The organism is Leptolyngbya sp. FACHB-321 (assembly GCF_014695975.1).
In the GTDB taxonomy this organism is placed as follows: domain Bacteria; phylum Cyanobacteriota; class Cyanobacteriia; order Leptolyngbyales; family Leptolyngbyaceae; genus Stenomitos.
Genome location: NZ_JACJPI010000076.1, coordinates 15,050 through 28,114, shown reverse-complemented (window position 1 = coordinate 28,114; position 13,065 = coordinate 15,050). Strand labels below are relative to the sequence as shown.

At 47.5% G+C, this 13,065-nt stretch carries 14 protein-coding genes; 7 read left to right on the top strand and 7 right to left on the bottom strand.

Annotation, left to right across the window (positions count from 1 at the left end; all coding sequences use genetic code 11):
* Positions 1-78 precede the first annotated feature (78 nt).
* The gene (locus H6F76_RS22330) at positions 79-1,137 is read right to left on the bottom strand and encodes a DMT family transporter (RefSeq protein ID WP_190511618.1); all 1,059 of its coding nucleotides are present in this window, start codon (positions 1,135-1,137) and stop codon (positions 79-81) included.
* A 407-nt stretch (positions 1,138-1,544) separates the two neighbouring features.
* Between H6F76_RS22330 and H6F76_RS22325 the strand changes: the two genes are divergently transcribed.
* Positions 1,545-2,999 carry a HAMP domain-containing sensor histidine kinase gene (locus H6F76_RS22325; protein WP_190511617.1) on the top strand — a complete coding sequence of 485 codons (1,455 nt, stop codon included), beginning with the start codon at positions 1,545-1,547 and terminating at the stop codon, positions 2,997-2,999.
* 43 nt (positions 3,000-3,042) lie between these two features.
* Here H6F76_RS22325 and H6F76_RS22320 read toward each other — a convergent pair whose 3' ends face one another.
* A complete protein-coding gene (locus H6F76_RS22320; protein ID WP_190511616.1) occupies positions 3,043-3,306 on the bottom strand; it encodes a hypothetical protein in 264 nt (87 codons plus the stop codon).
* A gap of 29 nt (positions 3,307-3,335) precedes the next feature.
* On the opposite strand from H6F76_RS22320, the gene H6F76_RS22315 reads away from it, so the two are divergent.
* Positions 3,336-3,713: a hypothetical protein gene (locus H6F76_RS22315; RefSeq protein ID WP_190511615.1), complete on the top strand. Its 378-nt coding sequence runs from the start codon at positions 3,336-3,338 to the stop codon at positions 3,711-3,713.
* A 91-nt stretch (positions 3,714-3,804) separates the two neighbouring features.
* The gene (locus H6F76_RS22310; protein ID WP_190449936.1) at positions 3,805-4,542 is read left to right on the top strand and encodes a DUF4079 domain-containing protein; all 738 of its coding nucleotides are present in this window, start codon (positions 3,805-3,807) and stop codon (positions 4,540-4,542) included.
* A gap of 108 nt (positions 4,543-4,650) precedes the next feature.
* Here the strand turns inward: H6F76_RS22310 and H6F76_RS22305 are convergent, their stop codons facing one another.
* Complete coding sequence (locus tag H6F76_RS22305; protein WP_242036799.1) at positions 4,651-5,292, bottom strand: cold shock domain-containing protein; 642 nt, start codon at positions 5,290-5,292, stop codon at positions 4,651-4,653.
* A 189-nt stretch (positions 5,293-5,481) separates the two neighbouring features.
* Entirely contained in the window at positions 5,482-6,159 is a 678-nt protein-coding gene (locus tag H6F76_RS22300) for a response regulator transcription factor (RefSeq protein ID WP_190449937.1), read from the bottom strand.
* Positions 6,160-6,541: 382 nt separating this feature from the next.
* Between H6F76_RS22300 and H6F76_RS22295 the strand changes: the two genes are divergently transcribed.
* Entirely contained in the window at positions 6,542-7,042 is a 501-nt protein-coding gene (locus tag H6F76_RS22295; RefSeq protein ID WP_190511614.1) for a DUF2808 domain-containing protein, read from the top strand.
* A 202-nt stretch (positions 7,043-7,244) separates the two neighbouring features.
* Positions 7,245-7,496 carry a nitrate/nitrite transporter NrtS gene (gene nrtS, locus H6F76_RS22290; protein ID WP_190511613.1) on the top strand — a complete coding sequence of 84 codons (252 nt, stop codon included), beginning with the start codon at positions 7,245-7,247 and terminating at the stop codon, positions 7,494-7,496.
* 666 nt (positions 7,497-8,162) lie between these two features.
* Here the strand turns inward: nrtS and H6F76_RS22285 are convergent.
* Positions 8,163-8,822, bottom strand: a complete 660-nt coding sequence (locus H6F76_RS22285) for an SDR family oxidoreductase (protein WP_199322290.1) — start codon at positions 8,820-8,822, stop codon at positions 8,163-8,165.
* Positions 8,823-8,918: 96 nt separating this feature from the next.
* The gene (locus H6F76_RS22280) at positions 8,919-9,641 is read right to left on the bottom strand and encodes an alpha/beta hydrolase (protein WP_190511612.1); all 723 of its coding nucleotides are present in this window, start codon (positions 9,639-9,641) and stop codon (positions 8,919-8,921) included.
* A gap of 632 nt (positions 9,642-10,273) precedes the next feature.
* On the opposite strand from H6F76_RS22280, the gene H6F76_RS22275 reads away from it, so the two are divergent.
* Positions 10,274-10,414 (top strand): hypothetical protein, encoded by a 141-nt coding sequence (locus H6F76_RS22275; protein ID WP_190511611.1) that lies wholly within the window; start codon positions 10,274-10,276, stop codon positions 10,412-10,414.
* Positions 10,415-10,853: 439 nt separating this feature from the next.
* On the opposite strand, the gene H6F76_RS22270 is transcribed toward H6F76_RS22275, so the two are convergent.
* On the bottom strand, positions 10,854-11,501 hold the full coding sequence (locus tag H6F76_RS22270) for a TetR/AcrR family transcriptional regulator (protein WP_190511610.1): 648 nt from the start codon (positions 11,499-11,501) through the stop codon (positions 10,854-10,856).
* 167 nt (positions 11,502-11,668) lie between these two features.
* Here H6F76_RS22270 and H6F76_RS22265 point away from each other — a divergent pair, with 167 nt between their 5' ends.
* Complete coding sequence (locus tag H6F76_RS22265; RefSeq protein WP_190511608.1) at positions 11,669-13,024, top strand: nucleotide disphospho-sugar-binding domain-containing protein; 1,356 nt, start codon at positions 11,669-11,671, stop codon at positions 13,022-13,024.
* Positions 13,025-13,065: the final 41 nt, after the last annotated feature.

The window sequence follows — 13,065 nt, the reverse complement described above, 5'->3', positions numbered from 1 at the left end:
TAATCTAGATTTTCTCTTTTGACTTTTAAAAAAGAAAGCCTTCTTAGTGATTGCTTCACTGTTCGTAAAGTTACAACCTTAAATGCCTTTGAATCCCATTCTGGCTTCGATCGCCTGCTCTGCCGGAGCAGCGGTCACTCTGGTCATGGCAACCCTACGAGCGGTCTGGTGCTGAATGCCTACCTGACTGAGAAGCAAACCCAGCAAAATGACGCCCCCACCGATGTAATGGGCGCGTGTGGGCACTTCACCCAAAATTAAATAGGCCGCTAGAATGCCTGCAAGCGGCACAAAAGAGCCAATCAGGGATGCAGTAGAAACGGATGAGGCTCGCAAGCCCGCAATCCAGAACGATTGCCCCACGACTACAATAATGATGCCGTACAGCAGCATCCACTGCCACAGAAACGGGGAGAACACACCGGCAAAATGATCCTGACCGTAAAGCGCTAAGGCAGCAATGAAAAAGATCAGGGTTCCTAGTCCCGTCCGAACAGTGCTATAGATGCCGAGCGGTACTTTAGAAAGCCGCTTTTTGCCAATAATTGTAGAGATGGCTAAGGCGACTGCGCCCAAGATGGCTAATAGCTCCCCCAAACCGATGTGGAAGTTGCCCATTTGCATCAAGGGTTCCTTTGCGGGTTGAAGCAGAATGGTTAAGGCCACACCGATAAAAGCCGCGATTGCTCCCATGCTTTCCCAACGATTCACTCGCTCTCGTAAGAGCCAGAGGGATAGCGCGAGCGTGACTGGCGGTTCCAATCGACTCACTAAAACGACATTGGTTACTGGAATTAACGCCAATGCCTGAAAGATTAAGCCAGGAGCCAAGGCGCCCGATAAAATTGCAACCATAGCCAAGCTGACCCATTCCCGCCTGGCTAATTGCCCTAATGTCCTGCGGTTCCAGTGTCGCCTATGAAGCAGCAGCAGCACCACTAGTGCACAGAGATTGCCGACAAACAAAACATTGCATAAGGAGATGGGATTCTGCCCACCAACGAAGTGTTGAGCCCCAATTTCTGTGATCTTGCGGGTAACAGCACTAGAAGCGCCAAAGATTAGCACCGCTAGCCAAAGGTACGCTTGTCCAGGCGTGCGGTTGATACGCTGGCTCGGTTCTGTCGCTGGTTGCATAGAAGGGTGCCTCACTTGCCTCGCAAAGTGCATCATACGTGCTTTTAATGAACGTGATTAACGGCACCAGATAGAACATCGAGTCGTTTATTGAGCTTCATCCTATGTAGGCAATCTGAGCTCTGCCTGAGAATTTGATTAGAGCTTGAGATTGCAGCCCACCTTTAGGTAATCTGTTTTCTCAGCAAAAACTCATCTTTCCGTGAGGTTCTTATTAAGGCTATGTAAAGGGTTTTGACTACAGTGGAGATAGTTACCCTGCAGGAAGGCATCGGTAGGATAGTTGTAACGAGCGAACTGACCGATCCGCACTCGCAATCAATGCACTGGTGAGGATGCTGACCAAGCATCTTGATTGTGTGGATTCACAAGCAATTGACCAATGAACGGAATGAAATGATGTTCCAATGCAACTGATTCATAGGCTCTGGGGGGCAATCCGTCACGTTAAGCAAAGGCATTTTGACTCGTCTTCGCTTCAATTTCGCTTAACGGTAGAAATCGCGTTGCTCTCCATTCTGGGCTTGAGCAGTGTCGCTGTCTGGACAAGCTGGAAGATGCAGCAGCTTCTGATTACAACGCATACTCAGAGCGTGGAATACATTGCAACGCGGTTTCCCCGCGACGTAGAACTCTACAGCGAAATGTTGCCGCTTGAAGCTGGACTGCAAAAGACGATCAATAATGTGTCGGTGCCTGGATTAGCGATTTGGGTTAAAAGTACGGATGGCAAAAAGGTGCTCGCTGAATCAACGGAAACGCATTCATCCTTTAGGGCAACGGACGAGTTGATGTCGATCGCTGAGATGCCGCTCAAACCCCAAGTCTATCAGATGGGTAGCCGGTATCTCATTTTGTATCAGGGACCAGTAACCGCCAAAGGAAGACTCTTGGGTAAAGTCTATATGGCGCAGGATGTCACAGCCGCTCAGCGGCAATTAATCAGCGCCGTCCAAGGGTTAGCTGCTGTTTGCACCCTGGCAACTATTTTTACAATGGTGGCAATTGCCCTACGAATTCGGCGATCACTGCAACCGTTGCAGGACATGAGCCATATGGCAGGAGCAATTTCAGCCGACGATTTAAGTAAAGCCAAACTGCAATTGAGGTCTGCTCCGAGCGAAGTCAAAGCATTAGCACAAACGTTTAATATGATGCTGTCCCGGCTGTCAGAGGCATGGGAACAGCAGCGACAGTTTGTCAGCAATGTCTCCCACGAGTTACGCACGCCCTTAACCGTTGTGCTGGGCTACTTGCAAAGCATACTACGTCGTAGTACTAACCTGAACGCTTATCAAAAAGAAGCCTTAGAAACGGCCGCCGCCGAGGCCGATCGCACCGTGCGCCTACTGCAAGATCTGCTCGATCTAGCACGAGCTGATAGTAGTTATACGCACTATCACTTAGAGCCAGTCATACTGGCTGACGTGGTTGCAGAGCTGGCTGACATGACAGAGAAATTTAGTGATCGCTTGATTCGAGTGGAGATCAGAGAACCCGTTTTAGCAATCGTAGACCGCGATCGTCTGAAACAAGTATTGATTAACCTGATTGATAATGCGGTGAAATATTCTGATTTTGACCAACCGATTGAATTGATTGTTGATCACGCCCAGCAACAGGCAATTGTTCAGGTTTGCGATCAAGGAGTCGGTATTCCGCTCCAGGACCAGAGCCGCATTTTTGAACGCTTCTACCGGGTGGATGAAGCGCGTGCCCGCTCAGCTGGAGGTCATGGACTAGGTCTGGCGATCGTCAAAACACTAGTAGAAGGAATGGGCGGCAGCATTACGGTGCGATCCAAGCTGGATGAAGGCAGTGTGTTTACACTCGTTCTGCCAACACAGGCTAAACCGCTCTAACTTCCTCGCTCACCTGTAGCTGCATGAACACCCTCTCTAGAGTTCATAGGGGCAGTGACAGGCGGCGGCGGAGAGGGGGAGAAGGCGAAAGAGCCAGAAAACGGGTCATCCCCGTGTCTCCGTATCCCCTTTTCCTACATCGAGCATACCCTCCTTCTAGCGATAATCTGAGAAACTGCTGAGTCTGGTCTGAGAAGCCTGTCAGGAGAAATTCAGGGAATGCCTGATTTTGTTTCAGAGGCGTTTCAGTACTGCCTGCGATGCTTTGAGCAGTGAGCCGATTGGCTTCACCTGAAGAAGACTGCATTACGGTTCAATCGTTACTAGGAGTAACCCATGAAAGTAGCTTCTCTGCTTACAGGTCTTGCGATGGTTGGATTGGTTACGGTTGGAGATGTCGGGTTGAATGGAATGCATTCTTTGTCAGTGAATTCTGCTACTGCTGCTGAAGCAAAACAAGCTGGACCCTCCGTTCAAGAAAAGATTGATCTCATCACCAAAAACAAAGGACAGATTGGTGGCGGTGATCAATTGCGACGGTTCTTCTATGGCAATTTAGAGCCAATCGGTATTCAAGTTGGTGGTGCTGGTCACGTCGTCAATTTGTACAACAAAGCCAATGATGTTACCTTTTCGTACTGCTCTCACTATGATGTGGTGGTTGCAGTCAAACGGGGCAGAGTAGCACAATTTCCACCTAATGAAGTGAAATAAAAGACAGGGTGGAGGGGTCAGGAGCTGAAACCTGGCAGAAAAGCGCTTTCTGACTCCCAAACCGTGCGACATCATTCTTTAAGGAGTTTGTATGGAATTTAGGGATGTGATCCTACTGCTGCATCCAGTGTTTGCTGTAGTTGTAGTGTTTCCACTACTTGGGATTGTGGTAAATCGCGCGCTTCAAACCCGTCAACGTCGGTTACAAACGGCTACTGAAGGGAAAAGCAAGATTCCACCAATTGTAGGACAAGAGCATGTTCAATTAGGTCGTTGGTTAACTGGAGCGATCGTTGGACTTGTGCTGTTGGCTCTGGGCAACGATGTCTTTGGTGCCATCTTTGACAATAAAATTTGGGAGAAGCAGCCGCTAAACGTCATTTTGATCGTTAGTGTCTTTGGTGTGGCAATCGCATCCTTAGCATTACTCTATCGAGCCAAAACACGGCTATGGCGAGGAGCCTTCGCAACCCTTGTAGGCGCAGCCCTGGTCATCCTTGGTTGTCAGGATGGGGTTTATCGCAAAACCGATCAGTGGTATGTTTCCCACTATTACTACGGCATGACAGCCGCCTTGTTGATGATTTTTTCGCTGGCAATTCTACGAGAGATTTATCAGGACAGAACCAATCGTTGGCGCACTGTCCACATCGTTCTCAATTCGATCGCACTTCTCATTTTCATTTGTCAGGGCATAACAGGTACTCAGGCGCTTTTGGAAGTCCCTCTGACGTGGCAAGAACCTTATATCAACCAGCTCTACGGACAACAGTGTGACAAACACCCTTGCACTATTCAGATATCACCGAACCCTGCAACTCTTAAATAGCTGCAATGAACTGTGTACAGCAGTACGAATGAATATCGGGAATCGGGAGGTGGAAGTCGCTAAAAGCTGTTTCGCTGATGAAGTAATCGGCTTCCAGCGTGCCAGCCATCATTGTTTTTGCACATTGCGTGCTGTGAAATCGGCACTACTCTCAACAATTTCAAATTTCACGAGTGTGCCTGCTCGCAGTATGCGGTAGCCTTCACCAGGAATGGTTGTGAAATTAAAAAATATTTCATCATTCGTGCCATCTCTCACAATTAATCCATTTCCTGTTTGTAGATCAAACCAATGCACAACGCCCTGACCGACAGGTAATCCATTTGCACCCAGTGGTGGTGCACCACCAAGCCACTCCTGCTGCGGAAGCCGGATCTGTTTCACGCTTGGAGCGTTGTACACCTCGTAGCAGTAATCCGATCGCATTTCTATCATTGCCCGCAGGTCATATCTCAACTCTTCGATCGTCGGTCGCCCCCCAAAGAACCAGCCATTGTAGATTGTGTGGATTGTGCGATCAGGGCGCAAAGCAAACGTGTAAGGTTGAGCGCGGTAGGCATATTCGCCTTCTGTTTCATCCAAAATATTGATTTGTTTGATTACAGTTCGCTGCTCATCAGAGAGAAATTGCCATTGTGCTCCCAATCCGGCTCGAAAAGCCGCCTGCACGATCGGCAAATCGGCGCTAACAACAGCAAGCTTACAATAGTTGACCGCTAACTCATCTTGAAACTGCACAAGCTGACGCAACTGTTGGTGATCGCGCGGACAAAAGAACCCTCGATAAAAAACCAGAATTAATGGGTCCCATCAAAGAACCCCAGCTTTTGATCCACCAGTCCGGGCTGAGTGAGCTGAGATAGCGTTACTGGCTCATACTGGTGATTTGGCAGGGTAATGTTAGGAAAGCGACCGCCCACTTGAAGATTCGTTGTTATCTTATTGCTCCCGCAGTGCGTACCCTACACCACGCACAGTGTGAATTAACCGCTTCTCGCTCCTCTCTTCTAATTTCAGCCGCAAATAGCGAATATAGACCTCAATGATATTGGAATCGCCCATGAAGTCATAACCCCAGACGTTTTCGAGAATTTGATCGCGGGTATAAACTTGGCGGGGATGGCTCAAGAGATATTCCAACAAATCAAATTCTTTTGCGGTCAGGTCGATCGCGCGTTGACCACGATAGACCTCCCGCGTACGGCGGTTTAAAGTCAAGTCCTCAAACTGCAACACATCCTCATCCAACTCTTGGGTGCGTCGCAGATGAGCCCGAATGCGCGCCAGCAGTTCTTCAATGCTGAAGGGTTTAACCACATAGTCATCAGCTCCCGCATCTAGACCCGCGACACGATCGCCCACTTCATCCCGTGCAGTCAACAAAATGACGGGCACTTTGCTCCCCGTAGCCCGTAAGCGACGACAGAATTCTACGCCCGTTAAGCCTGGCAGCATCCAATCGAGAATCGCTAAATCTGGCTCAGATTCTCGTGCCAGAGATAGTCCTGACATTCCATCATGCGCTACAGTCACCTGATAGCCTTCGCTATCCAACTCCAGTTCGATAAACCGGGCGAGCTTAACTTCATCTTCAACTAAAAGGATATGAGCTGTCATATAGGGTTCTCCTAAAACAGGCAGGGTCAGAATAAAGGGGTTGCCTTAATTAGGTATTGATTGAACTGTAATCTGTGCTCTCATACATGTTACAAGACTTTACAATTTCTCATCCTATTTTTGATCTCTGCTTTCAATGTAGTGGAACTGTTCTTAAGAAAAATGAGTTTTTCCTGAGCGAGGCTATTGCTTCTGCTTAAAAAGCGACGGTGGCTTCTTGCTTTAGAAATGACTGTCATTCAACTATTCTTTCTAATTTCTCAGGTTACTTTAATTTTCAGGTCAGTCCTAGCTCATCTGAGTCGTTGAATCTATAGAGCAGCGGTTGTGAAAGTATTCCACTAGACCAGTCACTGACCTACTTCACCGAAAAGGATCTCGTATGAAAAGCTTAATCTATGGTGGACTATCGGCACTACTACTCACCACAGCAACAGCAGCAATGGCTGAACCTGCAACGAGAGTGCAGGCACAAGCACCACTGCATGAAACAGCAATGGTTTTCAACTTCACGGGACCCATGATTACCAACTCCGGTGTGTTAAACAGTACGCACTTTATTCGAGTTGCAGTGATTGGGATGTCGTTGCAAGAGCTGATGGTCTCTATTCCTAGCCAAATGGAGCGCTTTGACTCAGTGCAGGTGATTGACCAGTCTGGTAAGGCAGTACCATCTAAGGTCAGCGTCAGCAAAGAGCGTTTAGCGATCACGTTTGACCAACCCGTTGCTCCTGGTAGTTATTTACAAGTCGAGTTTAGAGGAGTGCGAATGACAACCTCAGGTGGAGACACGCTGTTTTATGGCATTACGGCCCGACGCACGGGACTAAAAGGAGAAATTCCCGTTGGAACCGCTAGAATTCAAGTTCCTCTCAAAGGCTAAATTGTCAGAAGCTCACAGTACCAACTTTGATTGCCAAGTCGGTACTGTGCTGTAGATCTTCAGTCACTTAGAAGAAGTTGCTGTTTTCCAAGCTTGATCAAAGCCTTCATTTGTAGACAGTTCTGTAAACTAGGCACCAATCGAACGATACGCTCTGCTTTATGCTCAATGAGTCATGCTCGCAGTTTTAAGCTGGTTATCTATGAGAATAGTAAAGGGTTATATTGCAAGCTTGTGGGATCCAGAATTGATCCCTACAGGTGTGAAGACGGCTGTATTTGTTGGTTCTCTGCTTTTCTTAATCAATCATGCTCCTGCGCTCTTGCGTGGGGAAATGTCTCGTGAGCGATGGATTTCTACAGCGATCACGTATGCCATGCCTTATCTAGTCAATGTCTATGGTCAATACAGCTATCGTCGCAAGTTGATGGCGGATTCCACCTCAATCAAATGATGCCTGGAAAATACAAGTACTTGCAGTAGATTCTGGTTACTAGCCATTTCCCAATCATTAAGATCTGCGTAGGTGCTACTACTCATTAACTTCCTTGTCAATAGTTAATGAGTAGAAGTGGAAAAACAGAGGCTGATCGTCTGTGCTAGCGCATCCTGAGGCCCATAACCATTTTGGGACTTAAGTCGCTCTCAATGCTGTTGACGAATGTATGACAACGGCACTCGCAAACTTACCATAAGGAGTAAGCAGCAACGAAAAGCGAGCGTCGAAGTGCTTGCTTCATCTTTGTAATCCTACTTGTAGCATATTCGCTGATACTATCGACTCCTCATTAACCCCTTCATTAAAAGAATATCTCTCACACTCGCGCTTGCATAATGCAGGCGACGATGCCTAGGCAACTGTTCGAGTTTGCGATTGCCTGAGTGGTGACCTTTGCGAGGGGTGGCTGCTTAGCACCTGCGTTGTCTTGGTCTACCACCCTCTTCTAAAATACAAGCGTTGTTTTTGGTCCGATTGCTACGGGAACGCCAAATTAGGTTTGCAGCAATGATGGGGAATCGAGAGGGTTTGAAAACACTACTTAAGGTCTCAATCAAAGCTTAAAAACAAAAGCTGCATCGTCGAGGTGATGCGCGATGAATGGTTACTTTAACGAGTGAATTAAACATAGCCGCCGCCTGCTTGAAACGTGTGTCCTGTAGTCCAGCGGCATTGATCGCTGACAACGAAAGCAATCACATCCGCAATGTCTTCAGGCTTGCCCAGTCGGTTGAAGGGCGATCGCTCAGCCGCCGCTTTGGGATCATCCCCCGAACTACCAAACATTTCGGTGTCGGTCGGTCCTGGTGAGACAGTGTTAACGGTGATGCCGCGATCACCCACTTCCATTGATAGGGCTTTGCCTATTAGCTCGATCGCCGCTTTACTGCCGCAATACAAACTGAAGCCTGGCAGGGGACGCACCACCAGACCGCTCGAGATATTTACAATTCGCCCGTTTAAGTTGAGGCGATTGGCAGCTTCTTTCATGCAGAAAAAGGTGCCTTTCACGTTTAGCCCAAACACTTTATCAAACGCGGCTTCATCCGTTCCAGCCACCGCACCACTCACGCCAGTCCCCGCATTATTAACGAGAATATCGAGGTTACCAAACTGCTGCTGGGCTATGTCAAATAGCTTCGTGATTTCATCCACATGACTGAGGTTTGCTTGAATGGCGATTGCCTCGCCACCTTTTGCTTGAATAGCGTTGACGATTTCATTTGCCGCATCCGCATGACCACCGTAATGAACGACAACCTTCGCGCCTTCCTCTGCCAATCGTTTGCAAATGGCAGAACCGATACTGCCCGAACCGTCCGGACGATCGCCACTTTGCCTGCTAATTGCTGTGTCATTGCTAACTCCTGGTGAAACTTACACTTCGTCAAAAAACTTCAGTAATCGATCAGTTAACTCATCAGGACGCTCATCGGGAATAAAATGTCCGCAACGTTCCATTGCTCCACCGCGAACATTAGTGGCAACGCTCTCAAGCATTGTTTTCACACGCTCACCCATGCTTTTGTCGCCATCAAGTGCCAGTATGGGAGTTTGAATTTTGTGCTGAGCGAAGGGCTCAGTTTGTTTGATTGTCTCGAAAATTGCTCGGTAGACTCCGAGCGCCCCGCTGATACCACCGGGTGCAGCAAAGGTCCGCAGATATTCATCGATCGCGGTGGCCTCAATCGAGGCTGGGTCATAGCAATAGGTGTTGTAGAAGTAAGTCAGGAACTCCCGTTCATGACCAGCAATCAGGGTTTCAGGTAAGCCTTTTGTCAAACTAAACGTCCACCACCACAAGCCACCCTTGGCTAACGTGTCAGGAGCAAACTGAAAGATCTGCTGTAGATGCTGTTCTAGCAGCACGGGTTCAGCCAGATAAGCAAGCTTCAAGACTTCATCAGGATGTTCACCTGCATAAATCAGCGCAGGCGGCGCACCCATATCATGGGCGGCGATATAAATCTGCTTGAACCCCAATTGTGCAATCAGTTGATGGAAGTCTTCTGCCAGCATGTAGGCGTCATAGCCACCCTCCGGCTTTTCAGAGTCACCATAGCCGCGCATATCTGGAGCAATCACCGTGTATCCTATCACACAAGCTTTTCTAACTATTGTTAGGGAAGTTTCGGCACCCTCATCCTCTACTTAAGACTTTGGAAAAGTACAGTCAGCTTAAAGGGATGTTCTCACTTCTTTCGGTTAATCCGCGTCGTTCTAGAGGCAAAGGTAGCGAGGATACTGTTGACGAATTCATGAGAGAAAAGACTATGCGATCTTGGCTTAAGCTCCGTAAAGCGGGGTAACGAGTTTTCGCCAATGGCGTATCCGGCATCGTGCCGAGATCAGTGTAAAAGTTTATCATACGGGTGTTAAAGCTTTACATAGAAGAGATCTCAGCGTTCGACCCGAAATAGGGCTAATTTTGTTGATTAGTTGCAAAAACAGCAACTAGTCAATGAGAGGTGTAATTAGGATACGTGTTTTTTAGTGCCACCAACTCTTGTAACCATTACATATCAAGGCTTTTAGAAATTACCTATTTTCTATATGAACCCCGTAAGGAACGTAAAATCTGGTGTTTCCAGCTTTCGTGGCACTAAATTTCACCTATTCTGATTACACCCCACGACGAAAACGTGTCTGCTTGGGTTAACGCAATCACCCGATGACTAAGGACAACTGCCGCAGGTCAAGTGCAGTTTGCTCAGCTGTGTCAGGGGGTAGGAATGCCGCGGATTGAAGTATGGCTGGGGATGCTGCTGAGTGGATTTGAACTGAAGTCACAGGATGAGTTTTATAGCGGCTTGTTTTGGGTTAGAGGACTTTCACCTGACGGTATTGATACAACAGGGGCGATTTCACCCTAATACCTCTTGGGGCTCTCAACGCTTATCGATACCGCTCATCACCCTAATGCAACATCGGGACGAGAGACGTCTCCGAAGTTATCACTCGAGTCGTTCACTTTGATATACAAGATGCTGAGATTTAGAGTGATTCTCTGCGAGACAGCAAAGCCGAACGCACTCCCACAGCCCCGTCCGGCTCAGGGCTTATTGTTACATGAGGTGTAATCAGGATGTGTGAAATTTAGTGCCACGAAAGTTTGAAACGCCTATTTTTACATGCTCTTCTTCAAAAAATCTCTTATAAATCGATAAATTCTAAAAACATTACTCTGTAAGAAGCTCAGCAATTAGGGAGACCTTAAAGCAGTTATCCTGATTACACTCTTGAACAAGTTGTCGAGTTTACAGTTACGACTTTCCTACAAGCCTCTCGTCAGTAGAACAGACAGAACATGTGTTAAGGTGATTCACCACTCGATAAATAGGATTGCAAATAAAGTAATATTAATCGTTTTACTTCCACCATCATTCGTGCTTGAAACTCTTCGTCGCGACTGAATGCTAGAGTATGTAACTTACTCACAATTGAAACCATCACCAACGCAATTACTTCGGCATCTTCAGTTGTTAAATTTGGAATTCGTTGAGCGTAAAAAGTAGCAAGTTGCTCGGCAATTTGGCGATCCACTTGTGTCTTAATTGCTAATATTTCAGACGATACTCCATAGGAGTCGACAAAGATGGTGCGAAAGCCGGGGTGGCTGAGGAAAAATTGATTAAATGCAGCGCTGACACGATCGACATAGGTTGTTAATGGTTCATGAATCGCTGCTGGCGTATGCAACTCTGCCATGACTTGCTGTAACTGGTCGAGATAACAGAGGGCTAATGCCTCCAAAATTGACACTTTATCGGGGAAGAAACGATAGAGGGAGCCGACCGACGTTTGAGCACGGGCAGCGATCTCAACCATCGTTGCCGATTCAAACCCCAACTCAGCAAACAGAGCATCTGCCGTATTCAAAATGTGGTTTACTCGCTTGGCACTGCGATCCTGTTGTGGCAGCCGCCGTAAAGAGGAGGCTTTGGACGAATCGCTCGACATGAATCGCTATTTCCTTGACAAACGCGAAGACCTTTTCGTATTTTAAAACGTGAAGGGGTATTCTTGTTTCATCTAGCATTAAATAATTGAAAAAATATTCACGGGGATGAAGCTGCCGTGAATCGGTGCTGCTGTCATTGCACAAGACGCCATTTTAAGGAGACATCATGGCACGATTTCTTGTGGGAACTATTCCCGTAATCGGGCACGTTAATCCTGCCTTGCCAATCGCTCGCACTCTAGTGGAGCGGGGACATGACGTTTGGTGGTACACCGGAAAAGCGTTTCAAACGAAGGTTGAGGCGATCGGTGCTCACTTTGTGCCGATTAAAACTGGGTTTGATTTGACTGATCCCACTAGTCTGCTAACCGAGCTGTTGGCGAAACAGAATTCTCTCACCGGATTGGCGCAATTCAAGTTTGGCTTTAAGTATCTATTTGGCGACTCAGCCGTAGCTCAGGTCAAGGACTATCTCGAAATTTTGAAGCAATTTCCGGCGGATGTAATGCTGGCTGATGTCTGTTTTTTGGGGGCTGCTTGGACGCACGAACAGGGTGGTCCTGCTTGGGCAACCTTGGGCGTAACGCCGTTGGCAATTACGAGCAACGATACAGCTCCCTTTGGATTAGCGATGCCCCCGGCAACGTCGGTGTTAGGACGCTTACGAAATAATTGTTTGAACTGGTTATTCCAGCAGATTCTCGCAAAGGATTTAACCGTTTATCTAAACACACTTCGAGCCAGTCTTGGCTTGCCGCCTGATTCTCAGTTCTTTTTCGATAGTGTCGTTTCCCCCTATCTCTACCTCCAAACCACGGTTTCAGGATTTGAATACCCACGGCGAAATCTCCCACCACAACTTCATTTCATTGGACCTGTTTTAACAGAACCTCCAACTGAGTTTGTTCCTCCCCGTTGGTGGAATGACTTAAAGAGCAGTAAACCTGTAGTGCATGTCACTCAGGGCACAGTTGCGACTGAGGCAAGTGATTTATTGATTCCAACCTTGCAAGCATTGGCAGAGGAGGAGGTGCTAGTGGTCGCAACAACAGGTGGACAACCGATCGACGCAATTGCCCTTGATTCCTTACCAGCAAATGTCCGGCTTGAACCGTTTATTCCCCATTCTTGTCTGTTACCGCATGTGGATGTGATGGTGACAAATGGGGGGTACAACGGCACTCACATGGCGTTAGCCTTTGGTGTTCCAATGGTGGCAGCAGGACAGACGGAAGAAAAGCCTGAGGTGTGTGCGCGAATTGCTTGGTCACAGGTTGGCATTGACTTAAGAACTAAAACACCAACACCGACTCAAATTAGAACGGCAGTGAAACAGATGTTGAGTGAACCGCATTACCGAGAAAATGCCCAAGGTCTGCAAGCTGAAATTGCTCGTTGCAATACGGTTTCTTTAGCAATAGATCTACTCGAACAGCTTGCCATGACAAAAGAACCTGTCATCGCTCAACAACCAGATTTACTATTCATAAACTCAATCGGATCAGGATTGGCATTCAAATAGTTGTATTCCATCAATTAATCCAACACTACAATTTGCGCTCT

Excerpts from the sequence above, each read along its gene's own strand:
- H6F76_RS22330 (WP_190511618.1), bottom strand. The coding sequence starts at position 1,137 with ATGCAACCAGCGACAGAACCGAGCCAGCGTATCAACCGCACGCCTGGA.
- H6F76_RS22325 (WP_190511617.1), top strand. The coding sequence starts at position 1,545 with ATGCAACTGATTCATAGGCTCTGGGGGGCAATCCGTCACGTTAAGCAA.
- H6F76_RS22320 (WP_190511616.1), bottom strand. The coding sequence starts at position 3,306 with ATGCAGTCTTCTTCAGGTGAAGCCAATCGGCTCACTGCTCAAAGCATC.
- H6F76_RS22315 (WP_190511615.1), top strand. The coding sequence starts at position 3,336 with ATGAAAGTAGCTTCTCTGCTTACAGGTCTTGCGATGGTTGGATTGGTT.
- H6F76_RS22310 (WP_190449936.1), top strand. The coding sequence starts at position 3,805 with ATGGAATTTAGGGATGTGATCCTACTGCTGCATCCAGTGTTTGCTGTA.
- H6F76_RS22300 (WP_190449937.1), bottom strand. The coding sequence starts at position 6,159 with ATGACAGCTCATATCCTTTTAGTTGAAGATGAAGTTAAGCTCGCCCGG.
- H6F76_RS22295 (WP_190511614.1), top strand. The coding sequence starts at position 6,542 with ATGAAAAGCTTAATCTATGGTGGACTATCGGCACTACTACTCACCACA.
- nrtS (WP_190511613.1), top strand. The coding sequence starts at position 7,245 with ATGAGAATAGTAAAGGGTTATATTGCAAGCTTGTGGGATCCAGAATTG.
- H6F76_RS22275 (WP_190511611.1), top strand. The coding sequence starts at position 10,274 with ATGCCGCGGATTGAAGTATGGCTGGGGATGCTGCTGAGTGGATTTGAA.
- H6F76_RS22270 (WP_190511610.1), bottom strand. The coding sequence starts at position 11,501 with ATGTCGAGCGATTCGTCCAAAGCCTCCTCTTTACGGCGGCTGCCACAA.
- H6F76_RS22265 (WP_190511608.1), top strand. The coding sequence starts at position 11,669 with ATGGCACGATTTCTTGTGGGAACTATTCCCGTAATCGGGCACGTTAAT.